The organism is Devosia sp., from assembly GCF_028290625.1.
Lineage (GTDB): Bacteria > Pseudomonadota > Alphaproteobacteria > Rhizobiales > Devosiaceae > Devosia.
The window spans coordinates 1-23303 of sequence record NZ_JAQGJM010000022.1; the positions used below are offsets into that span (position 1 = coordinate 1).

At 63.2% G+C, this 23303-nt stretch carries 20 protein-coding genes and 1 tRNA gene; 15 read left to right on the top strand and 6 right to left on the bottom strand.

Annotation, left to right across the window (positions count from 1 at the left end; genetic code table 11):
- Nucleotides 1–291 precede the first annotated feature (291 nt).
- A complete protein-coding gene (locus JWR51_RS12110; protein ID WP_299747708.1) occupies nucleotides 292–1299 on the top strand; it encodes a Gfo/Idh/MocA family oxidoreductase in 1008 nt (335 codons plus the stop codon).
- On the opposite strand, the gene JWR51_RS12115 is transcribed toward JWR51_RS12110, so the two are convergent.
- A complete protein-coding gene (locus JWR51_RS12115) occupies nucleotides 1296–1859 on the bottom strand; it encodes a helix-turn-helix domain-containing protein (protein WP_299747710.1) in 564 nt (187 codons plus the stop codon). The two genes, JWR51_RS12110 and JWR51_RS12115, sit on opposite strands and share 4 nt — an antisense overlap.
- A gap of 71 nt (nucleotides 1860–1930) precedes the next feature.
- Between JWR51_RS12115 and JWR51_RS12120 the strand changes: the two genes are divergently transcribed.
- The 6 genes from JWR51_RS12120 (at nucleotide 1931) to mce (ending at nucleotide 9387) form a co-directional block, all read left to right on the top strand.
- On the top strand, nucleotides 1931–2944 hold the full coding sequence (locus JWR51_RS12120; RefSeq protein WP_299747712.1) for an aldehyde reductase: 1014 nt from the start codon (nucleotides 1931–1933) through the stop codon (nucleotides 2942–2944).
- A 75-nt stretch (nucleotides 2945–3019) separates the two neighbouring features.
- A tRNA-Ala gene (locus JWR51_RS12125) sits at nucleotides 3020–3095 on the top strand.
- A gap of 208 nt (nucleotides 3096–3303) precedes the next feature.
- Nucleotides 3304–4836 (top strand): acyl-CoA carboxylase subunit beta, encoded by a 1533-nt coding sequence (locus JWR51_RS12130; RefSeq protein WP_299747714.1) that lies wholly within the window; start codon nucleotides 3304–3306, stop codon nucleotides 4834–4836.
- A gap of 11 nt (nucleotides 4837–4847) precedes the next feature.
- Complete coding sequence (locus JWR51_RS12135) at nucleotides 4848–6863, top strand: acetyl/propionyl/methylcrotonyl-CoA carboxylase subunit alpha (protein WP_299747715.1); 2016 nt, start codon at nucleotides 4848–4850, stop codon at nucleotides 6861–6863.
- Nucleotides 6863–8983, top strand: a complete 2121-nt coding sequence (scpA, locus tag JWR51_RS12140; protein WP_299747717.1) for a methylmalonyl-CoA mutase — start codon at nucleotides 6863–6865, stop codon at nucleotides 8981–8983. Before JWR51_RS12135 ends, scpA begins: the two co-directional genes overlap by 1 nt.
- Nucleotides 8980–9387, top strand: a complete 408-nt coding sequence (gene mce, locus JWR51_RS12145; protein ID WP_299747719.1) for a methylmalonyl-CoA epimerase — start codon at nucleotides 8980–8982, stop codon at nucleotides 9385–9387. Before scpA ends, mce begins: the two co-directional genes overlap by 4 nt.
- A 58-nt stretch (nucleotides 9388–9445) precedes the next feature.
- Here mce and JWR51_RS12150 read toward each other — a convergent pair whose 3' ends face one another.
- From JWR51_RS12150 to JWR51_RS12170, 5 genes are all read right to left on the bottom strand, one after another.
- The gene (locus tag JWR51_RS12150) at nucleotides 9446–10333 is read right to left on the bottom strand and encodes a TIM barrel protein (RefSeq protein ID WP_299747721.1); all 888 of its coding nucleotides are present in this window, start codon (nucleotides 10331–10333) and stop codon (nucleotides 9446–9448) included.
- A gap of 17 nt (nucleotides 10334–10350) precedes the next feature.
- Nucleotides 10351–11469, bottom strand: a complete 1119-nt coding sequence (ugpC, locus tag JWR51_RS12155; RefSeq protein ID WP_299747723.1) for a sn-glycerol-3-phosphate ABC transporter ATP-binding protein UgpC — start codon at nucleotides 11467–11469, stop codon at nucleotides 10351–10353.
- A 12-nt stretch (nucleotides 11470–11481) separates the two neighbouring features.
- The gene (locus JWR51_RS12160; protein WP_299747725.1) at nucleotides 11482–12399 is read right to left on the bottom strand and encodes an ABC transporter permease subunit; all 918 of its coding nucleotides are present in this window, start codon (nucleotides 12397–12399) and stop codon (nucleotides 11482–11484) included.
- 9 nt (nucleotides 12400–12408) lie between these two features.
- Complete coding sequence (locus JWR51_RS12165) at nucleotides 12409–13293, bottom strand: ABC transporter permease subunit (RefSeq protein WP_299747727.1); 885 nt, start codon at nucleotides 13291–13293, stop codon at nucleotides 12409–12411.
- Nucleotides 13294–13364: 71 nt separating this feature from the next.
- Nucleotides 13365–14708, bottom strand: a complete 1344-nt coding sequence (locus JWR51_RS12170) for an extracellular solute-binding protein (RefSeq protein ID WP_299747729.1) — start codon at nucleotides 14706–14708, stop codon at nucleotides 13365–13367.
- A gap of 414 nt (nucleotides 14709–15122) precedes the next feature.
- On the opposite strand from JWR51_RS12170, the gene JWR51_RS12175 reads away from it, so the two are divergent.
- The 8 genes from JWR51_RS12175 (at nucleotide 15123) to JWR51_RS12210 (ending at nucleotide 23299) form a co-directional block, all read left to right on the top strand.
- Entirely contained in the window at nucleotides 15123–15644 is a 522-nt protein-coding gene (locus JWR51_RS12175; protein WP_299747731.1) for an NUDIX hydrolase, read from the top strand.
- 147 nt (nucleotides 15645–15791) lie between these two features.
- The gene (locus tag JWR51_RS12180; RefSeq protein ID WP_299747733.1) at nucleotides 15792–16841 is read left to right on the top strand and encodes an HD domain-containing phosphohydrolase; all 1050 of its coding nucleotides are present in this window, start codon (nucleotides 15792–15794) and stop codon (nucleotides 16839–16841) included.
- A 582-nt stretch (nucleotides 16842–17423) separates the two neighbouring features.
- A complete protein-coding gene (locus JWR51_RS12185; protein ID WP_299747735.1) occupies nucleotides 17424–17744 on the top strand; it encodes an STAS domain-containing protein in 321 nt (106 codons plus the stop codon).
- A complete protein-coding gene (locus JWR51_RS12190) occupies nucleotides 17741–18109 on the top strand; it encodes a response regulator (RefSeq protein WP_299730593.1) in 369 nt (122 codons plus the stop codon). Before JWR51_RS12185 ends, JWR51_RS12190 begins: the two co-directional genes overlap by 4 nt.
- Entirely contained in the window at nucleotides 18106–20226 is a 2121-nt protein-coding gene (locus JWR51_RS12195) for a chemotaxis protein CheA (protein WP_299747736.1), read from the top strand. The genes JWR51_RS12190 and JWR51_RS12195 overlap by 4 nt, the downstream gene beginning before the upstream one ends.
- Nucleotides 20223–20723 carry a chemotaxis protein CheW gene (locus JWR51_RS12200; protein ID WP_299747738.1) on the top strand — a complete coding sequence of 167 codons (501 nt, stop codon included), beginning with the start codon at nucleotides 20223–20225 and terminating at the stop codon, nucleotides 20721–20723. The genes JWR51_RS12195 and JWR51_RS12200 overlap by 4 nt, the downstream gene beginning before the upstream one ends.
- Entirely contained in the window at nucleotides 20720–22822 is a 2103-nt protein-coding gene (locus JWR51_RS12205) for a methyl-accepting chemotaxis protein (protein WP_299747740.1), read from the top strand. The genes JWR51_RS12200 and JWR51_RS12205 overlap by 4 nt, the downstream gene beginning before the upstream one ends.
- Before the next feature lie 12 nt (nucleotides 22823–22834).
- Entirely contained in the window at nucleotides 22835–23299 is a 465-nt protein-coding gene (locus tag JWR51_RS12210; protein ID WP_299747742.1) for a chemotaxis protein CheW, read from the top strand.
- Nucleotides 23300–23303: the final 4 nt, after the last annotated feature.

The window sequence follows — 23303 nt, forward strand, 5'->3', positions numbered from 1 at the left end:
GAACGGCCGTGGGGAGTTTGGTGGGAGGGGAATGCGGTCGCGCGATCCCTGGGCCAGCGCGACGTTCGTCTCCTGAAACAATGGAGGCCACGTTCGAGCGGCCAGAAACCCCATCGCATGCGGCGAGACGTTGTCTCGCTTACTAATATAACCCATGAGGCACGTCTCGCCGCATGCCGCAGTCTTCTGCAAACCCGGAGGTCATCCCGTCCGGCGCTCCGACACGCCCACTTCCATACTAGTCAAGTCCGCCTCGCCCCGCTAAGCCTGATGCAGCTTGAGGAGGTATCCATGACCACGACCAAAAAAATCCGCTGGGGCATTCTGTCCACCGCCAATATCGGCATGGCCAAGGTGACGCCCGCCATCCAGAAATCGGCCCATTCCGAAGTCGTGGCCATCGCCTCGCGTGATCTTGGCAAAGCCCAGGCCGCCGCCGCCGAGCTCGGCATCGCCAAGGCCTACGGCTCCTACGAAGAACTCTTCGCCGATCCCGATATCGACGCCATCTACAATCCCCTGCCCAATCACCTGCATGTGCCGATGACCCTCGCCGCCGCCAAGGCCGGCAAGCACGTGCTGTGCGAAAAGCCCATCGCCCTCAATGCCCAGGACGCCGAGGCGCTGCGGGGCATCCCGCCCGGCATCATCGTGCTCGAAGCCTTCATGATCCGCTTCCACCCGCAATGGCTGCGCGCCCGCGACATCGTGCGCTCAGGCGAACTGGGCGACGTGCGCGCCATCAACGCGGTCTTCTCCTACTTCAACAACGATCCCTCAAACGTCCGCAACCAGGCCGATATCGGCGGCGGCGGCATCATGGATATCGGCTGCTACCCGATCACCGCCGCGCGCTTCATCTTTGGCGCCGAGCCCAAGCGCGTTGTTTCCCTCGTGGAACGAGATCCAAATTTCGGCACCGATCGCCTCGCTAGCGTGCTGGCCGATTTCGGCAATGGCCGCCAGCTCAGCTTCATCTGCTCCACCCAGGCGGCCGCGCATCAGCGCGTGCAGGTGCTCGGCACCAAGGCCAAGCTCGAAATCACCATCCCGTTCAACGCCCCTGCCGATGAATTTACCGCCATCACGGTGGACAACAGCGGCGGCCTTGATGGCTCGCTCGCCCGCCGCGAAATCCTGCCCTCCGTCGATCAATATACCGAACAGGCCGAAGCCTTCGCCCTGGCCGTGCTCGGCGAACAGCCCCTGCCCTGGGGCGTGGACGACGCCATTGCCAGCATGCGCGTCCTCGATGCCGTCGTTGCCAGCGAAAAGTCCGGGGGCTGGGCGACTGTCTAGTGCAGTTCCGGCTCGATCAGTCGCCGGCACAGCAATTTGATGCCGGCGACCATTTGGGCCTCATCGGTGATTTTCAACGCAACGCCATAGGCTGCCGCGCAGATCACCCTGGTCAACAGCTCGGGCTCGCCGACCCCGGCGGCCCGGAGCGCCGCGGCGATCTCGGCCTCGGCCCGCAGATCCTTCTCGCGGAACCTTACGCCGACCCGCTTGTGTTCGCTCATCAACTCGCCAGCATGTGGCGATCCCGCCAGCGTCCGGGCCAGTATCGCATATTGGCCCGCCAGCGCCGCGCCGACACGCTCCGAGATATCCCCGCCGCCCGCCATGCCGCTATCATAGGCGGCAAGCAGATCGTCCATCATGGCATCGACAATGCCGACAAAGATCGCATCCTTGTCGGCAAACTGGGCATAAAGCGTCGGCTTGGCGATCCCAGCTTCCCGGGCGATCGCCTCCATGGTGGTGCCGCGCAAACCATTGCGCAGCACCAGAAAACGCGCCGCTTCAAGGATGCGCCGCCGTTTTTCCTGGGTTTTGCCGTCGGCCAATTCGTTCAAATCTAAAAACTCACTCTTGAACTAACTGAACGAAGATAGTATCTATCGTTCAATTCGTAAAGGAGACCTTCATGTCCGACCGTGTCCTGCTCACCGGCATTTCCGGCTTCCTCGGCGGCCACGTCGCCCTCCAATTGCTCAACGCTGGCTACACCGTTCGCGGCAGTGTGCGCAATCTCGACAAGGCCGACAAGGTCCGCGCTACCTTGGCCAAGGCCGGCGCCGATGTCTCCGGGCTCGAATTCGTCGCCCTCGACCTGCTGAGCGACGCCGGCTGGACCGACGCCGTTAAGGATTGCCGCTACCTGCAGCACACCGCCTCCCCTTTCATCCTTGAAACGCCCAAGGACCCCGACGAGCTGATCCGCCCGGCCGTCGAGGGCACCCGCCGGGCCATCACCGCAGCGCTGGCCGGCAAGGTCGAGCGCATCGTGCTGACCTCCTCCATCGCCGCCATCCAGTATGGCCACGCCGACTATTCGCGCCCCCTGACCGAGGCCGACTGGACCAATGCCGATAGCCCGACCACCGGCCCCTACCCCAAGTCCAAGACACTGGCCGAACGCGCGGCCTGGGCGCTGATGGATGCGGCCGGCCGGCACGACGATCTCGCGGTCATCAATCCGGCCGGCATTTTCGGCCCCCTGCTCGATGAAGACCCCGGCACCTCGTCCCTGCTGGTGCGCCGCCTGCTCGATGGCAAATTGCCCGCCGTGCCAAAGCTCGCCATGTCGGTAATCGACGTGCGTGACGTCGCGGCCTTGCAGGTCGATGCCATGACCAATCCCGCCGCCGCCGGCCAGCGCTGCATCGCCTCCGAAGGCACCTATTGGATGTCCGATATGGGAAAAATGCTTAAGCCAGCCTTCCCGGATCGCCGCGTGCCCACCGCCGAACTGCCCAATTGGGTGGTGCGCCTGGTCGCGCTGTTCGACCGCGACGTGCGCGACAACATGCACGAAATGGGCATCCAGAAACGCGTCGACGGCCATCTCGGCAGCGTTCGCCTCGGCCGCCCGCTGATCCCCGCCGCCGAGGCATCCGTCGCCACCGGCAACAGCCTGGTCCAGTTCGGCTTGGTCTGATCACAGTGGGCAAGCGGGCGCAATATCCCCCTTGCCCTCCTCACGATTTTTCTTCATACCACGCGCTGTCGGAACGGGGCTGTAGCTCAGTTGGGAGAGCGCGTCGTTCGCAATGACGAGGTCAGCGGTTCGATCCCGCTCAGCTCCACCATTCCGGCATAGGCCCGTATTGCCCATAAATTCAGTGGGTTACCGGAGGCCGATCCTCATCCCACATTATTTCGCGTCGGTCGACGTCGACCTTGATGCTTGGCGCCCCCCGCACCTCAAGCTACCTGTGTGTCTGAGACACAAACGCACTTTGATGTCTTGGGCAAGGCGGCGCGACGCGGTAGCTTGCCTCGACCACGGGGACCCTCATGCAGAAGATCATCGCCGAACTCGAAGACAAACGCGCCCAGGCCCGGCTCGGCGGCGGACAGCGGCGCATCGATATCCAGCACGGCAAGGGCAAGCTGACCGCGCATGAGCGGCTCGACGTGCTGCTCGATCCGGGCAGCTTTGAGGAATACGACATGTTCGTCACCCATCGGGCGACGGATTTCGGCATGGGCGAGACCATCATTCCTGGCGATGGCGTGGTCACCGGCTGGGGCACCATCGAGGGCCGCTTGGTCTATGTGTTCAGCCAGGATTTCACCGTGTTCGGCGGCTCGCTGAGCGAAACCCACGCCGAGAAGATCTGCAAGATCATGGACCTGGCGCTGCAGAACGGCGCGCCGGTGATCGGCCTCAACGACAGCGGCGGCGCCCGCATCCAGGAGGGTGTCGCCTCCCTGGGCGGCTATGCCGACGTATTCTGGCGCAACGTGCAGGCATCGGGCGCCGTGCCGCAGATTTCGGTCATCATGGGCCCCTGCGCCGGTGGCGCGGTCTATTCGCCGGCGATGACCGACTTTATCTACATGGTCAAGGATACGAGCTACATGTTCGTGACCGGCCCCGACGTGGTCAAGACCGTCACCAATGAGAGCATGACGCAGGAAGAGCTTGGCGGCGCCTCCACCCATACCAAGATATCGTCAGTGGCCGATGCCGCTTTCGACAACGACATCGAGACGCTGCTCGAAGTACGGCGCCTGTTTGCCTTCCTGCCGCTCAAGGCCGGCGAGAAGCCGCCTGTGATCTCGACCGCCGACCCGCTCGATCGCCGCGACGATAGCCTGGACACCATCATCCCCGATGGCGCCAACAAACCCTACGACATGCGCGAGGTGATCCAGAAAGTCGCCGACGAGGGCGACTTCCTCGAGCTGCAGAAAGACCATGCGGGCAATATCCTCACCGGTTTCATCCGGCTCGGCGGCAGCACCGTCGGCGTGGTAGCCAACCAGCCGCTGGTGCTGGCCGGTTGCCTCGACATCAACGCCTCCAAGAAGGCCGCCCGCTTCATCCGTTTCTGCGACAGCTTTGAAATCCCCATCCTCACCCTGGTCGACGTCCCCGGCTTCCTGCCCGGCGTCGCCCAGGAATATGGCGGCATCATCAAACACGGCGCCAAGCTGCTCTTCGCCTATGCGGAGGCCACGGTGCCGCTGGTCACCGTCATCACCCGCAAGGCCTATGGGGGCGCCTATGACGTGATGGCGTCCAAGCACATCAAGGCCGACGTAAACTACGCCTGGCCGTCGGCCGAAATCGCCGTGATGGGCGCAAGGGGCGCGACCGAAATCCTTTACCGCTCCGAACTGGGCGACAAGGACAAGATCGCCAAGCGCACCGCCGACTACGAGGCCCGTTTCGCCAACCCCTTCGTCGCCGCCGAACGCGGTTTCATCGACGATGTCATCATGCCGCACGGGACCAGACGGCGAGTCATCCGGGCGTTCTCGACGCTGCGCAACAAGACAGTCACGATGCCGAAAAAGAAGCACGACAACATTCCCCTTTGAGGAGCCGGGCCATGATCACCAAACTCCTCATCGCCAATCGCGGCGAGATCGCCTGCCGGGTCATCAAGACCGCCAAGAAAATGGGGATCGCCACGGTCGCGGTCTATTCCAATGCCGACCGCGAGGCGCTGCATGTCCGCATGGCGGACGAGGCTGTGCATATCGGGCCGTCGCCGGCCAAGGACTCGTACCTCCAGATCGACAAGATCATCGCCGCCTGCAGGCAGACCGGCGCGCAAGCGGTGCATCCGGGCTATGGCTTCCTCTCGGAAAACCCCAAATTCGCGGCGGCGCTCGAGGCCGCAGGCATCATCTTCGTCGGGCCGCCGGTCGGGGCCATCGAAGCCATGGGCGACAAGATCGCCTCCAAGAAGCTGGCGGCCGCGGCGGGCGTATCGACTGTGCCGGGCCATATGGGGCTGATCGCCGATGCCGAAGAGGCCGTGACGATCTCCAATTCCATCGGCTATCCGGTGATGATCAAGGCCTCGGCCGGTGGCGGCGGCAAGGGCATGCGCATTGCCTGGAACGACGCCGAAGCCCGTGAGGGTTTTGCACGCTCCAAGTCCGAGGCCGCCTCGTCCTTTGGCGACGATCGCATCTTCATCGAAAAATTCGTCACCGAGCCGCGCCATATCGAAATCCAGCTGATCGGCGACGCTCATGGCAACGTGCTCTATCTGAACGAGCGCGAATGCTCGATCCAGCGGCGCAACCAGAAGGTCATCGAGGAAGCGCCTTCGCCATTCCTCGATGAAGCCACCCGCAAGGCCATGGGCGAGCAGTCGGTCGCTCTCGCCAAGGCGGTCGGCTATACCAGCGCCGGCACGGTGGAATTCATCGTCGACAAGGATCGCAATTTCTACTTCCTCGAGATGAACACCCGCCTGCAGGTGGAGCACCCGGTAACCGAGTTGATCACCGGGCTCGATCTTGTCGAACTCATGCTGCGCGTCGCCAATAGCGAAAAACTGCCGCTGACCCAAGACCAGGTCCAGCGCAATGGCTGGGCCATTGAGAGCCGGCTTTATGCCGAGGATCCATACCGCAACTTCCTGCCCTCGACCGGTCGGCTGGTGCGCTACCGTCCGCCAGTAGAAAGCGTCCACGCCGACCGCGTGGTGCGCAACGATACCGGTGTGTTCGAGGGTGGCGAAATCTCCACCTTCTATGATCCGATGATCGCCAAGCTGTGTACCTGGGCGCCGACGCGGCTGGAAGCTATCGACGCCATGGCGTTGGCCCTCGACACGTTCGAGGTCGAGGGCGTCGGCAATAATCTGCCGTTCCTCTCCACCGTGATGGACCAGGAACGCTTTCGCGAGGGCCGCCTCACCACCGGCTACATCGCCGAGGAATTCCCCGAGGGCTTTTCCGGCGCCGAGCTGCCGCGCGGCCGCCTGTTCGAGGTTGCTGCCGCCGCAGCCATGATGCGGCACCTGCAGGAGGACCGCAAAGGCCAGGTAGTGCATGCCGCCATGGGCACCGCCACCGAAAGCTATGGCGAATGGGTCGTGGTGCTGGCCGGCGAACCGGTGCCCACCCGCCTGCATCGCCTCGACCCCGGAGGCACCTGGGAGCTGAACCTGTTCGACCAGACCGCGACCGCCACGCGCTTCGACTGGGCGCCCGGCCAGTCCATCGCCCGCGTCGATTGGGCCAGCGGGGAGGTCAGCGTGCTCAAGGTCACGCCGACCACGTCCGGCTTCCGCATCGGCTATCGCGGCGCCGATCTCAAGGTCATCGTGGTTCGGCCGCACATCGCCGCGCTGCTGCCCCTGATGCCGGCCAAAGTGCCCGCCGATATGAGCCGTTTCCTGCTTTGCCCGATGCCGGGGCAAGTCGTGCGTATCGACGTGGTCGAGGGCGACATCGTCGAGGACGGGCAGACCCTCGCGATCGTCGAAGCGATGAAGATGGAAAACGTGCTCAAGGCGGAAAAGCGAGCGCGGGTGAGCAAGGTACACGCGATGCCAGGCGCCGTGCTGGCGGTGGATCAGGTGATTTTGGAATTCGAGGCGTTGTGATGAGCGATAAGCCCAACTTCGCCCACTGGGCCACACTCGCCCAAAAGGAACTCCGCGACATCCCGCTGTCCTCGCTCGACCGCGACTATGGCGGTGTTGCAGTCAAACCCGTCTATTTCGGCCCCGACTCCGAGAGCCCCGGCGTCGAGCCCTTCACCCGCGGCGTGCGGGCCACCATGTATGCCAACCGGCCCTGGACCATCCGCCAATATGCCGGCTTCTCCACGGCCCGCGAGAGCAACGCCTTTTACCGGCAGGCGCTAGAAAAGGGTCAGAAAGGGCTCTCGGTCGCCTTCGATCTGGCCACCCATCGCGGCTATGATAGCGACCATCCGCGTGTCATCGGCGATGTTGGCAAGGCCGGCGTGGCCATCGACAGCGTCGAGGACATGAAGGTGCTGTTCGACGGCATCCCGCTCGATCAGATGAGCGTCAGCATGACCATGAACGGCGCCGTCATCCCGGTGCTGGCCATGTTCATCGTTGCCGCCGAAGAGCAGGGTGTGCCGCAGGCCAAGCTCGACGGCACTATCCAGAACGACATCCTCAAGGAGTTCATGGTCCGCAATACCTATATCTACCCGCCAGAGCCCTCGATGCGGATCGTCGGCGACATCATCACCCATACGGCCCGCCATATGCCAAAATTCAATTCGATTTCGATCTCGGGCTACCACATGCACGAGGCCGGCGCGACGGCTGTCCAGGAGCTTGCCTATACGCTGGCGGACGGCATGGAATATGTCCGCGCCGCCCAGGCCAAGGGGCTCGATATCGACGCCTTCGCCGGTCGCCTGAGTTTCTTTTTCGGCATCGGAATGAACTTCTTCCTCGAGATTTCCAAGCTCCGCGCGGCCCGCCAGTTGTGGAGCGAAATCATGACCGGCCTGGGCGCCAAGGATGCCCGCAGCAAGATGCTGCGCACCCATTGCCAGACCTCCGGCGTGTCCCTGACCGAGCAGGACCCGCACAACAACGTCATCCGCACCACCATCGAGGCCCTGGCATCGACGCTGGGCGGCACGCAGAGCCTGCACACCAATTCCTTCGACGAGGCCATCGCCCTGCCCACGGAATTTTCCAGCCGGCTGGCCCGCAATACCCAACTCATCCTGCAGCACGAGTCGCGCATCACCGACGTCGTCGATCCGCTCGGCGGCTCCTACTATGTGGAGGCGCTGACGGCACAACTGGTCGTGGGCGCGCGGGCACTGATCGGCGACGCCGAGGCGCAGGGCGGGATGACGCAGGCCGTGCAGTCGGGCGGCCCCAAGCTCGAGATCGAAAAGGCAGCTGCGCTCCGCCAGGCCCGCGTTGATCGCGGCGAGGATGTGATCGTGGGCGTCAACCGCTACCGGCTCGATGTCGAGGACGCTATCGAGGTCCGCGACATCGACAATGCCAAGGTCCGGGCCGAACAGATCGCGCAGCTCCAGCGCATTCGCGCCACGCGTGACGAAGCCCGGTGCCAATCCATGCTGTCGGCCCTACGCGAATTCGCCGCCAAGGACGAGGGCAACCTGCTGGAAGCCGCCATCGAAGCGGCGCGGGCTCGAGCCACGTTGGGTGAGATCAGCCTGGCGATGGAGGACGTGTTTGGGCGCCATTCGGCAGTGACGCGGGTGATTTCCGGTGTCTATGCGGAAGGCTATGGGGACGATCCGGAATTCTCGGCGATTGCTGGCCGTATTGATGCCTTCAAGGCGGCACGCGGTCGGGCTCCCTCCATCTTCATCGCCAAAATGGGACAGGATGGCCATGATCGCGGCGCCAAGATCATCGCCAGCGCCTTCGCCGACCTCGGCTTTGCCGTCCACATGGGCGACCTGTTCGAAACCGCCCCCGAGGTTGCCGCCCATGTCGATGAGTTCGAGGTGGACGCCGTTGGCGTGTCCTCACTAGCGGCCGGTCACAAGACCCTCGTGCCCGAACTGATTGCCGCATTGCGGGATCGCGAACTCGGTGAAGTAACTGTCATCGTCGGCGGCGTGATCCCCGAACAGGACTATGGCTTCCTGCTCGATGCCGGGGTCGCGGCGATCTTCGGGCCGGGTACCAACGTGCTCAGCGCGGCGTTTTCGGTCCTCAGCCAGATCGAGGGAAGGCTGTCCAACCGATGATCGGGCGCCTCAACCACATCGCCATCGCGGTGCCCGACCTGGCGACGGCGTCGGCAAAATATCGCGACCTGCTTGGCGCCCAGGTCGGCCAGCCGATCGCCTTGCCGGAGCACGGCGTCACGGTAATCTTCATCGATACCGGCAACACCAAGGTGGAATTGCTCGAGCCCCTGGGCGAAGGATCGCCGATCGCGGGCTTCCTGGCCAAGACGCCTGGTGGCGGCATGCATCACATCTGTTTCGAAGTCGCCGACATCACCGCCGCGGCCAGGGCGCTGGTCGCCGGCGGCGCTCGTGTGCTGGGCGACGGGGAGCCCAAGACCGGTGCCCACGGCCTACCCGTGCTGTTCCTGCATCCCAAGGATTTCGACGGCACGCTGATCGAGCTCGAACAGCACCGATAGCGCACCCATCGACAAGTAAGCTGGGCGCGCACCAAAAGTGCGTGCCGGACCGACCAGCTTACCGAGCTGTCATCAGCGCCTTGGCGCGTTCCAGGCTTTCGGGTTGCTCGCTGCGATAGCGACTGCCGATTTCCATCATCAGGATGGTATCGGGCAGGAAGTCGAGTTCGGCGAAAATCTCTTCCCAGGCGATGTCGCCCCAGCCCAGCGGCATGTGCAGATCGCCAATGCCCATCGCGGTGTTTTCCTGCGGGAAGAACGGCTTGTAGAAGGCCTGCGGACGGCCGAAATTGTCGTGCACATGCAGGTGGCCGGTGACCGGCGCCATGGCGGCGATCTGCTCGCGGAAGTTGAGGCCCTTATACGTGCTCTCGAGATAGGCGTGGCCGAAGTCGATCAGCGCGACGACGTTCGGGTGGTTCACCGCCTTGACGGTCTCGGCGAGTTCGGCCGGGGTCTGGCGATACTGGCCGGGCTCGGTGCTGAAGATGTTCTCGAAGGCAATGCGCACGCCGTGCGGGCTGGCGAAATTGCCGAGTTCGACCAGGGCCTCGCGTTCGCGCATGTCGGCGTTGGGGCGATCCTGCCACTGGTCGGCGCGCAGGCACCCGCCATGCTGGACGATGATGCCCGAACCGATGTCGTTGCACACTTCGATCAGCGCCTTGGCGGCGGCGATCTGATAGGGCGCGGTCACCGGGTCCATGAAGTTAGACGAAACCAGGCCGTGCACGGTGTAGCGGAAATCGAACTGGCTGGTGAGCACCTTGAGGCGACGGGCGCGTTCGGGGATGATGCGGCCGCCGGCGACCAGGTCGAGGCTGGTGACGGCGAGTTCGACCGTGTCGACGCCCATATCGGCCAGCGCGCGCAGGTCAGCCTCGAGGCTGGGCAGCTCGCCATCGTCGGAGCCGGCGTTGAAGCCGGTGGCGGTAATATTGCTCATGAGAAAAGTCCTTGCGATCAGGCGTTGATGGTTTTGTTGGCGTGGGCCGCCATGCGGGCGGCGCTGGCATGGGTTTCGATGCGGCGGCCGTCTTCCCCGAAGAGATGCACGTCCTGCTCGCTGAAGGTGAAATGCAGCTTGGTGCCGCTCGGCAGGTGACCGGTGCCGTTGTCGACGGCGATCAGGCGGCTGCCATCGGCGTCGGCATAGATCAGGCGGGAGGCGCCCAGCTCTTCGACATAGTCGACCACCGCGGCGACGGCACCGTTGCTGCCGGCCTGGGCGCGGCGAACGGCTTCGGGGCGTACGCCCAGCGTGATCTTGCGGCCGGCCAGGGCCAGGCCGGACTCGGTGGACAGCCTGCCGCCCTTGCCATGGTTGAACGCGCCCTTGGCGTCGAACTGGCCTTCGATTAGGTTCATGGCCGGCGAGCCAATGAAGTCAGCGACAAAGCGGCTGGCGGGGTTGTGATAAACATCAGAAGGTCGCCCGATCTGCTCGACGCGGCCGGCATTCATGATGATCAGCCGGTCGGCCAGCGTCATGGCCTCGGTCTGGTCATGGGTGACGAACACCGACGTCACGCCGAGGTCACGGTGCAGCCGCCGCACTTCCGAGCGCATGGCGACACGCAGCTTGGCATCGAGGTTGGAGAACGGCTCGTCGAACAGGAACACCTTGGGCTCGCGCACCATGGCGCGGGCCATGGCGACGCGCTGGCGCTGGCCGCCCGAGAGCTGGCCCGGCAGGCGATCGAGATAGGTTTCGAGGCTCACCGATTGGGCCACCTTCATGACGCGGTCTTCGCGTTCGAGCTTGGGAACGCCCGCCACCTTGAGCGCATAGCCGATATTCTTGCGCACCGTCATGTGCGGATAGAGCGCGTAGTTCTGGAACACCATGGCGCAGCCGCGCTCGCGCGGCTCCAGCTTGTTGACGACGGTGTCGCCGATCAGGATTTCGCCATCGCTGATCTCTTCCAGACCGGCGATCATGCGCAGCAGCGTGGACTTGCCACAGCCCGATGGCCCCAGGATGACGACGAACTCACCAGACTGGATCTGGGCATCGACGCCGTGCACGACCGGGGTCTTCTGGTAACGCTTCTTGACGGACTTAAAGGTGATTGTGGTCATCGATCGATCCGATCACTTGTCGCTGGAGATAAGGCCGCGCACGAACCAGCGCTGCATGAGGGCCACCACCAACAATGGTGGCAGCATGATGATGAGGGCGCCCGCCATGGTGACGTTCCAGTCCTGCGTGCCGTTCAGCGCGGGGATCAGGGACTTGAGCTGCATCACGGCGGTGCCGAAATGCTGCCGATCGGTGGTGATCAGGAGGGGCCACAGGTACTGGTTCCAGGTGGAGACGAAGAGGATGGTGGCAAGGGCGACCATGTTGGTGCGGCTCAGCGGCAACAGCACGTCCCAGAAGAAGCGCAGTGGGCCGGAGCCATCCATCTTGGAGGCTTCCACCAGCTCGTCGGGGATGGTCATGAAGAACTGGCGATAGAGGAAGGTGCCGGTCGCGGTCGCCACCAGCGGCAGGATCAGCCCCGGATAGGAATTGAGCAGGTTCCATTCCATGTCGATCCGCAGGCCGGACAGGGTCTCGACTAGCCCGGTGATCCCCAGCGTATCCAGGATAACCTGGAACGGCATCAGCGCATTGGCGGCGATCGAATAGGTCGGCACGATGCGCACTTCGAGCGGCAGCATGAGGGTCGCGAAGATCAGCCAGAAGCAGATCATACGGCCGCGAAAATTGAAGAACACGATGGAGAAGGCCGAGATCGAGGCGAGGCTGATCTTGGCCACGGTGACGCCGACGGCCATGATCATGCTGTTGAGCAACTTAGGGCCGAGGTCCGCGCGGGTCCAGGCCTCCGCCAGGTTGTCCCACAGGTGGCTCGACGGCCAGAGCACGATCGGCACCCGGCTGACTTCGGCCAGTGACTGTGACCCTGCCACGATGGTGATCCAGAACGGCAGGACCACCACGATCACGCCAAGAGCCATCACCATATAGGTGACGATGTCGAAAATTCGCGAGCGTTCGATCATGACCGGCCCTCAGTTATAATGGACGCGCTTTTCGACCCATTTGAACTGGACGAAAGTGAGCGCAACGACGAGCAGCATGAGGATGATCGACTGGGCGGCGGCGCCCGAATAATCGAGCCCCTTAAAACCGTCGAAATAGATTTTGTAGACCATCACCTCGGTGGAGCCGAAGGGGCCACCCTCGGTCATGGTGTCGATGAGCCCAAAACTGTCGGTGAAGCTGGAGATCAAGTTGATGATCAACAGGAAGAACACCGTGGGGGCGATCAGCGGCAGCTGCAGGTCGAGCATGCGGCGCACCGGGCGGGCGCCGTCCATGGCCCCGGCTTCGGAAATCGAGCGCGGGATCATCTGCAGGGCGGCGAGGAAGAAGATGAAATTGTAGCCGATGCCGAGCCAGGAGTGGCAGACGATGATCATGCCGAGCGCCTGGTAGCCATTGATGGCGGGGTTCCAGATGCCGGGCCAGATATCGTTGATGGCGCCGATCAGGCCGGCCTCGGGCGCGAACATGAAGCGGAAGGCCACGCCGGCCGCCGGAGCCGCGATGGCATAGGGCCAGACATAGACGGACTGGAAGGCTCGGGTACCCTTAAGCGAGCGATCGACAAACACCGCCAGGGTCAGCGCCATGAACATGGAGAGCGCCGTGGTGCAGCAAGCGTAGAACGCGCTGCGCACGACCGTGCCCCAATATTCCTTATCGTGGAAAATGCTGAGGAAATTGTCCCAGCCGACCCATGTATTGCCGCCGCCCCAGGGCTGCTCGAGCGTGAAGGCCCAGTAGAGCGCCTGCGAGGTTGGCCAATAGAAGAATACCAGCACGAGCAGGAGCTGGGGCGCGATAAGCAGCCAGGGCAGTCCCTTATTGCGGTAGTAAGCGCGCCGTTCCATGCAGATACCCGCCTCGTCAAAATGAAAGAGCGCGGGCGGCCTGATGGCCGCCCGCGCAGTTAGTCAACCGATCAGGGGAGAACGGCGTCCTTGTAGGTGGCCTGGAAGCGACGCAGGATGTCGTTGCCCTTGGCGTCGAATTCGTCCAGCGCCTGCTGGACGGGGACGTTGTTGAACAGAACGTTCTGGATGGTCTTGACCATTTCGGCGCGGATCGAGGCGTAGTTGCCAAGACGGATACCGCGGGTGTTTTCGGTCGGAGGGGTGGCGGTCAGGCTTTCGATGGCGCGCTGGCGACCGGCGTAGGGGGCCTTGTCGTAGAAGCCGTTGGCCTTCATGGCCTCAAAGCCGGTATTGGTCACCGGGATGTAACCGGTCACGGTCGACCACCATTCGGCCTGCTTGGGAGTGGCGAGGAAGTTGTAGAACGCAGCGGCGCCCTTGTACTCTTCCGGGGTCTTGCCCTTAAGGGTCCACAGCGATGCACCACCCACGAGGCTATTGGTGCGGGTGACGCCGTCAAGCGTCGGCAGCATGGCAACGTCCCAATGCAGATCCGGGATTGCCTTGGCGGTCACGCTGCCGTGGCCGGCGATCGAACCCGAGAAGATCTGGCATTTGCCGGCAGCGAAAGCGTCCTGGTCGACTTCGCCGGTGTCCTTGGACTTCAGGACGAGCAGGCCTTCGTCGTACATGGCCTTGAGCCAGGTGAGCTGCTGGACGAACTTGCCCTTGCCAACGACCATTTCGGCATCGAGGCCGTCAAAGCCATTGCCGTGGGTGGCGATGGGCTGGTTGTGGACGGCTTCGAACTGCTCGAACCACTGCCAGGCACCGGCCGGATCGAAACCGATCGGGCAATCGTAGCCAGCAGCCTTCATCTTGCGGGCGACGTCTTCAACCTGCGACCAGGTGGTCGGCAGGCCTTCGAAGCCGACCTTGGTCAGAGCGTCGGTGTTGTAATAGATCATCGCGGTCGAGGAATTGAACGGCATCGAGAGCAGTTCGCCCTTCGAGGTCGAGTAGTACGACGCGATACCGGAAAAGTAGTTGCTCCAGTCGATGTCGTAGCCGTTCTCGGTCATCAGCTGGCCGATCGGCAGATAGGCCTGGCTCAGCATCAGGTCGAGCGTGCCGGCGTCGAAAATCTGGCTGATCGTCGGCTGCTTGTTTGCACGATAAGCAGCAATTGTGTTCTGCAGGTTGGTGTCGTAGTCGTTCTGGCTGGTGCAGACGATTTCGTAATCGGCCTGGGACGCGTTGAAGTCCTTGCACATGTCCTGGATGCGCTCGGACAGATCGCCCGACAGGCCATACCAGAAATCGAACTTGGTCGGAGCCGCGAGGGCGGGCGCAGTGGCGAGCGCAAGCGCGCCTACCGTAAATGCTGCATTGAGCAGCCAATTGCGTGTCATTGGGGTCTCTCCAAATGGGGTGCCGAGCGCTCTTGCCAGCGGCGGCAGTCCTATTCGGCCTGTTTGACAGTCGCGTTTCATGGGCGTGACTGTGATGTGACCCTTGTACGACGGTTGAGCGACACGCCGCAGGCCCGGCCCATCAGCTATTGGCACGGACCAGCACAGTGGCGACGCGGCTGAAACCCAGCACGGCATGGCTATTGAATGGGCGCAGCATCCGCGTTGCTACCACCGCCAGCGAAAGAAACACCGTGGTGCAGAACGAGTTAAACTAACTCGGATCGGCGAACGGCTTGGTATATCGCTTGGTCATTGCGAACCTATGGTTCACATGAACATTATCGCTGTACTGAAGGACTGTGGGACCATTCCCCGTCCGGCCGGAGGCTCCAATATCCAAAGCGACCCTGCATGACTGAAGTGGCGGCATCTTCGAAACGCCTCAAGCAAGTGGCGGCGCTGCCGTGGCGATTAAGCGTGGACGGCGAGCTGGAAATTCTGCTCGTCACCTCGCGCATCAGCCGGCACTGGCTACTGCCCAAGGGCTGGCCGATGGACGGCAAGAGCAACGCGCAGGCGGCGCGCCAGGAGGCGTTCGAGGAGGCCGGCGTCACCGGACGGATCAGCAAGTCACGGCTCGCCAAATTCGCCTATCGTCGCATCGAACTCGATGGCTCGACCTCGCCGTGCGTCGTGTCGGTATTTGCCTTCCGGGTCAGCCACGAATTGCCCGAATGGCCCGAACAGCATCAGCGCGACCGGCAATGGTTCACGCCCGAGGCCGCCGCCGCCGTGGTGTTCGTCCCCAGCCTCGCCGCCCTGCTGTCGCTGCTGGCGGTCAAGAACGACGCTCTCGTGCTCCACCGCGCCTGGCGCTCCAAAGGTGGCCGCATCGGCAGCTTCACCTTTGGCAGTGACCGCAGCGACGAATAGTGCCTGCTTTTAGCGCTCGGCCATCGTCGCAACGGCTTGGAAACCGTGTTTTGACTTAGCCCGAAGGCGCCCGCCGGGCGGGCGAAAATTAAGCATCGAATAAGAGCTTGGCCTTATGTTTCGGGTGGGGAATTCCAGAGGCGTCAGATGCGGGTGCTCATAGTCGACGATAGCCGGTCGAGCCTTGCGATGATCGCCTCGATCGTCCACGAGGCCGTCACCGCGCAGATCGATACCTGCCAGCATCCGCTCGAGGCGATCAAGCGCGCGCAAAGCCAGCAGTACGACCTGGTGCTGGTCGATCACATCATGCCCGAAAAGGATGGCGTCGAGGTCACCACAGCCTTGCGCGCCATGGACAGCTACCGCCTGGTGCCCATCATCATGGTCACCTCCGACATGGACAAGAAAATCCGGCTCGAGGCCTTTGGGGCCGGGGTGACGGACTTCGTCAACAAGCCCTTCGACCCCACCGAATTGCAGGCGCGCGTCGTCAACCTGCTGGCGCTGCGCCAGGCCCAGGTCGAACTGGCCGATCGCGCCACCTGGCTCTCGCGCGAGGTCGATCAGGCCACGAGGCACCTGCTGGAGCGCGAGGAAGAAGTCATCTGGCGGTTGGCCCGGGCCATCGAATATCGCGACGGCGATACCGGCGAGCATGTCTCGCGCGTCGCCCTGATCAGCCAGTTGATCGCCGCCGGCATCGGGCTCAGCCCGCAGCGCTGCCGCACCATCTATCTGGCCGCCCCGCTGCACGACATCGGCAAGATCGCCATCGCCGACGCCATTCTGTCCAAGCCCGGCAAGCTGACGCCCGAGGAAATGGCCGTCATGCGCGAGCATGTCACCATCGGCGCCCGCATTCTGGAAAACGGTTCGTCCGACCTGATCAAGACCGCCGAGCTGATCGCCCAGAGCCACCACGAACGCTGGGACGGCGCCGGCTATCCCGACAAACTCTCGGGCACCGACATTCCGATCGAAGCCCGCGTCGTCGCCATTGCGGACGTCTTCGACGCCCTCTGCTCGCAGCGCCCCTATAAGAAGGCCTGGCCCATCGAAAAGGCCTATGCGGAGATCATTACCTGCAGCGGCACTCATTTCGATCCGACCTGCGTCGCCGCCTTCCGCGACAAGTGGAGCGAGATCCAGATGATCATGCAGGGCGAACTGCCCCGCAGCGCCGTCGGCTTCTAGTCCGGCCCAGTCGCGCGCCGTTCTACCCCTCAAATCACTAACCTACGGTCGCGCAAGAAAATTATGATTGGCGCTCGGCCGAGCTCACGTCGTCGATTTGCGGCAAATTTGTGGCAGAGACCCTTCCGCCGAAAGTGTAGATACGTCTAAATCTACAATACCCGCAGAAACTTCCAGTTTAACTTCAGTATATCTATGCCTCTTTTGTCGGTCTGACTCGTCGCACTGAATCGATGACTCACCACCCCGGCATACGGATTCATGGTCAGCCGGAAGATTCCAGGATTGATTCATGGCAAGCCGATAAATATTGCTTTGATTCCAACCTGCAGAGACAAGTGTAACTTTCGAAATCCAGTAACTCTCAATTAAGCACCTTCGTATACCTTAAGTCATGTGCTCGATGGGAATAGGGCGCACACAGAAGAAGCTCCGTGATGCAAATCGAAAGCAATTTAATAGACTAGTAATATTTCGAAAAGCGCCTGCGCTTCCCAACCTCTTAGTGCGGTAGAGTAATATAATGCCCAGCCATATCAGTCTTGCCTTCCGGTCATTCAAATGACCGGAGATAGCGCCCACATGCTCTCCATCAGCGGCGACGCCGGCCTGCGCAATGTGCAGGACATAGCCGGTTTGCTGCGCCAGGCCCTGGATAACCACAGCTCCATTACTGTGGTCACCGATGGCCTGACCAGTATCGACGTCACCATTCTCCAATTACTCGTCGCCGCCAGGAAATCTGCCCTGGCGTCCGGCAAGCTATTGACCCTGCGCGCCCCCCCGGACGGCGTGCTGCATCGTCTCCTGGTCCAAACCGGATTTATCGGCACCGACGGCAAGTCGCGCACGCCGGAAGGCGAGTTCTGGACCAAGACCTCACCAACGGAACACGCAGCATGAGCAAAACGATCCTGACCATCGATGACAGCGCCTCCATCCGGCAGATGGTGGTCATGACCCTTGCATCCGCGGGCCACGAGGTCATCGAGGCCATCAACGGCGCCGATGGCTACACCAAGGCCACGACCAACACGGTCCATGCCGTCATCACCGATCTGAACATGCCGGTGCTCAACGGCATCGAGTTCATTCGCAAATATCGCCAGCACCCCTCCAGCAAGGGCGTGCCGATCATTTTGCTGACCACCGAATCCGATGATGAGCTCAAGCGCCAGGCCAAGGAAGCCGGCGCCACGGGATGGATCGTCAAGCCCTTCAAACAAGACCAACTGCTGGCCGTCATCAAAAAGGTAACCGGCGAATGAGCTTTCCCGATCCCACCGAGACCTTCCGCCAGGAAGCGCGCGAACTGCTCGAGCAGCTTGAGCAGGGCCTGCTCGATCTGGAGCAGAACCCCGCCAATGACGATCTGATCAACTCCACCTTCCGCGCCCTGCATACCATCAAGGGCTCGGGCGCCATGTTCGGCTTCACTGCCGTCGCCAATTTCGTGCACGAATTCGAAACCGCCTTCGACCAGGTCCGCAAGGGCCAGACCATTGCGACCCCGGCGCTGATCGGAGTGGCGCTCGACGCCAAGGATCACATCCACAAGCTGGTCGAGCAGCCCGATACCAAGCTGGCCGGCGGCGACGCCATCCTCGAGGCGCTGCGCGCCGTCATCGACGGCACCAATGCGCCTGCCGAAGCCGAAGCCGCACCCGTAGCGGCACCGGTTGCCCAGGGCGCTGTCATCGCGTTGGATATGCCCGAGCCGGCGGCAGTCATCGCCAAAGCCGCTCCCGCCGCGACCACCACCTGGCGCATCCGCTTCCGCCTGCCCAGCGATGCGCTGGTCTATGGCACCAATCCGCTGCTGCTGCTCAAGGAAATCACCGACCTTGGCCCGTGTGTCGTCACGGCGCTGACCGATACCATTCCCACGCTCGACGTGATCGATCCCGAAGTGCCCTATCTGGGCTGGCAGATCGATCTCACCATGGCCGAGGACCCGCACGCCGCCATCGAAGACGTCTTCATGTTCCTGCGCGATGGCATGGAGCTGTCCATCGAGCCGCTGACCGGCACCGAGCCCGCTGTCCAGCCTGTCGCCGCGCCGGTTGTCGAAGCCGCGCCGGCCCCCGTGGCCGCGGCGCCTGTCGCCACACCCAAGCCTGCCGCCGCGCCCAAAGCCACCAAGGCCAAGCCGGCGCCCGCAACCGAAGCTCCTGCCGCCCCCACCGATACCAAGGCTCCGGCCGCCTCCTCAATGCGCGTCGATGCCGAACGGCTCGATGAGCTGATGGACCGCGTCGGCGAACTGGTGATTGCCCAGGCTCGCCTGACCCAGATCGCCGCCTCCAGCAGCGACGGCAATCTCAAGACCATCGCCGAGGAACTCGAACGCCTGTCCTCGGGCCTGCGCGATACCACGATGGGCATCCGCATGGTGCCGATCGGCACCCTGTTCAGCCGCTTCCGCCGCCTGATCCATGATCTCAGCCGCGACCTGGACAAGGACATCGAGTTCATCACCACAGGCGAGGATACCGAACTCGACAAGACCATGATCGAGCGCCTGGCCGATCCCCTGGTCCACCTGATCCGCAACTCGGTCGACCATGGCCTCGAAAGCGTCGAAAAGCGCCTTGCCGCCGGCAAGACGCCCAAGGGCACGGTTCGGCTGTCGGCTGTTTACGCCGGCGCCGAAGTGGCCATCTCGGTTTCCGACGACGGGGCCGGCCTCAATGCCGAACGCATCCGCGCCAAGGCCGAGGAAAACGGCATCATCACCGCCGATACCAAGCTGACCGAGCAGGAGCTCAACCAGCTGATTTTCGCGCCGGGCTTTTCCACCGCCAGCGCAGTCACGTCGCTTTCCGGCCGCGGCGTCGGCATGGACGTGGTCAAGCGGACCATCGATGGCCTGCGCGGCAGCATCGATGTCACCACCAAGGCCGGCGTCGGCTCGACCATGACCCTGCGCCTGCCGCTGACCCTGGCCATCATCGATGGCATGCTGGTGCGGGTCGGCAATGGCCGCTTCACCATCCCGCTCTCGGCGGTCGAAGAGTGCGTCGAACTGCCCGATGGCATCGAAGGCAATGCCAAGGGCCGCAACTTCCTCGATATCCGTGGTGCCCTGGTCCCCTTCCTGCGGCTGCGCGAAGTGTTCAACACCGCAGCGCCCGCCGAACCGCACCAGAAGGTGGTCATCGTCTCCTCCGGTGAAGGCCGGGTCGGGCTCGTGGTCGATCAGATCATCGGCAACAACCAGACCGTGATCAAGCAGCTCAGCAAGCTCCACTCGCCCATCAAGTCCTTCTCCGGCGCCACCATTCTGGGCGACGGCACCGTCGCTCTCATCCTCGACACCGCTCACCTGGTCGGCTTCGGCCAGAGCTATGTCGACCGCAATAAGTCCGAAGGGAAAGCCGCATGAAAGCGTTCAAAGCCGGGCCGATGAAAGCCCTGACGCTGCGCCTGCAGGATGAACTGTTCGCCGTCGAAGCGGAAAGCGTGCGCGAGATCCTCGATCTCGTGCCGATCACCGAGGTGCCCAACGCCCCCGCTTTTGTCGGCGGATTGATCAATGTGCGCGGCCGCGTCGTGCCGCTCGCCGATCTGCGGGTCATGTTCGGCATGGATCGGCCGCCACCGGACAAGGATACCCGCATCGTCGTCATCGAGATCGACATCGATGGCGAACCCACCATTGCCGGTATCCTCGCCGACAAGGTTCACGACGTCACCGACATCGAGGCCGCTTCCATCGAAGAGGCCCCCCGTGTCGGCATGCGCTGGCGTGCTGATTTCGTTCGCGGCATCGGCAAGCGCAATGGCGGCTTCATCATCATCCCCGATCTGGGGCGTATTTTCGAAACTCAGGGCGCCAGAAACGCGCCTGTAGCAGCATCAGAAGAAAGGCTTGCATCGTGAGACTAACTCTAAAAGTAAAGCTGGCGACTGCGTTTGCAGTCGTGGTGGCTTTATCGGCCGGCAGCATGTTCATTGCCGTCCAGAGCCTTGGCACGCTCAACGACTCGATGGCCCAGACCATCAATGTCGACGCAGCCGGCGTCCGCATCGCCACCGAGTTGCAGGGTAGCCTCTACAAGATGGCCCGCGACCAGCGCGCCATGGTGATGTCGAGCGATCCCGAGGCCATGGAAGCCTCCTCCGTCAAGGTCACCACCGAAGCCGACACCGTGCTCGGCAAGATGGATGGCCTGATCGCCGCTGAAGACGATCCGGCCGCGCTGGCCGAGCTCAACAACGTCAAGACCCTGTTCACCACTTTTGTCGGCTTCCACAGCCAGCTCGCCGATTTCTCCAAGATGAATTCGACGTACGAAGCCCGCACCCTGTTTCAGGGCGATGCCTCGGCTGCCTTCAAGACCGTCGATACCGCTCTGACCGGCCTGCTGAACCGCCTCGGCGCCGCCGTTCCCGCCGGTCACGAAGTCGAATTCCGCCGCTACCAGGCGGCCGTTACCGCCAGCGTGGCAGCCCGTGAACTGCGCATTGGCGCACTCAACGTGCTGATCTCCGCCGACGATATGGCTGCACAGGCCGAGTACGCTGCCACCTCCGCCGAAAAGCGTGCCACGTTCGACGCCGCCATCACCAATCTCGGCCGCCAATTGTCGGGTTCCGATGAAGCCAATGCTTTCGACAGCCTGAACCAGGCTCTCGGCATCTGGCTACCGATCGTCGACAAATACCAGGCGATCTCAATCGAAAACGGCGACGCCAAGGCCGCCACCCTGATGGCCACTGAGTCCGAAACCGCCCGCAGTGCCGTGGCAACCGCTCTGAGCGCCGTCGTGCTGACCAATGCCAATGCCCTCGACAAGGCCAAGGCCGATGCCGTCGGCCTCTACGAGTTCAACCGCGTGCTGCTGCTGAGCCTGCTTGCCGGCTCGGTGCTGATCGCCCTGATCGCCGCCACCTGGATCGTTGTCGGCATCACCCGCTCGATGACCGCAGCCCTCAACCTGGCCAACGCCGTCGCCGGTGGCGACCTCAACGCCACCGCCAAGGTCAAGAGCAATGACGAAATCAAGGATCTCGTCGATGCGCTGAACGCCATGACCCGCAAGCTGCGCGAAGTGGTCAGCGAAGTCACCACCGCCACCCGCAACGTCGCGGCCGGCAGCCAGGAACTATCGGCCACCGCCGAGCAGATGAGCCAGGGCGCTACCGAACAGGCCTCCTCGACCGAAGAGGCTTCCGCCTCGATGGAAGAAATGACCGCCACCATCAAGCAGAGCTCGGAAAACGCCACCCAGACCGAAAAGATCGCCCGCCAGTCCGCGGCCGATGCCATCGCCTCCGGCGAAGCGGTCAACAAGGCAGTCGACGCCATGCAGACGATCGCCGAAAAGATCATGGTGGTGCAGGAAATCGCCCGCCAGACCGATCTGCTCGCCCTCAACGCCGCGGTGGAAGCCGCCCGTGCCGGCGAACATGGCCGCGGCTTCGCGGTGGTTGCCTCCGAAGTGCGTAAGCTCGCCGAACGCAGCCAGGCTGCCGCCGCCGAAATCTCGACCCTCTCCGGCACCACTGTCAAGGCGGCCCAGTCGGCTGGTGAAATGCTCTCCAAGCTGGTCCCCGATATCCAGCGCACGGCTGAACTAGTGGAAGAAATCTCCGCCGGTAGCCGTGAACAGAATGCCGGTGCGGCCCAGATCAACACTGCCATCCAGCAGCTCGACAAGGTGACCCAGCAGAACACCAGCGCCGCCGAAGAAATGTCGGCGACCTCCGAAGAGCTGGCCACCCAGGCCGAGCAATTGCAGAACGCGATCAGCTACTTCCGCATCGAGGGCAACCAGGTCAACCGTGCCAAGGCCCCGGCACCCGCCGCACGCAAGCCCGCCAAAGCCAGCATGCGCGATGCCGTCATGGCCGGCGCCCCCCACATGAGCCCACGCAAGGCGGCGGGTGCCGATCATGAGGGCGGCGGCTTCAGCCTCTCGCTCGATGACGGCCAGGACGAACTCGACGGCGCCTTCTCGCGCCGCGGCGCAGCGTAAGACGAGGACAAGATGGCAGAAAACCAGCAATACGTAACTCTCGGGGTCGCGGACGAAATCTTCGCCGCACCCGTCGAAAAGGTGCAGGAAATCCTGGACATGCGCCCGATCGCGCGCCTGCCCCAGGCTCCCGCCAACCTGCTCGGCATGATCGATGTCCGCGGCCAGGGCATTCCGGTGCTCGACCTGCGCCTGACGCTCGATATGGAGCCCAGGGAGGACACCGAGAACACCCGCATCGTGGTGCTGTCGATCGACGGCGCTGATGGCGAGCGTCGGCTTGGCCTCCGAACCGACCGGGTGTTCGAGGTCACCATCCTCGACGAGAACGAGCTCGATCCACCGCCCTCGATCAGCGGCGCCTGGAACGGGCGCTGCATCGCCGGCATCGGTCGCCGTAACGGCAAGTTCGTTACCGTGCTCGATCTCGACACCCTGCTGGGCGCTTCTGCGGCGCCCGTGACGCAGGCTGCCTGAACCC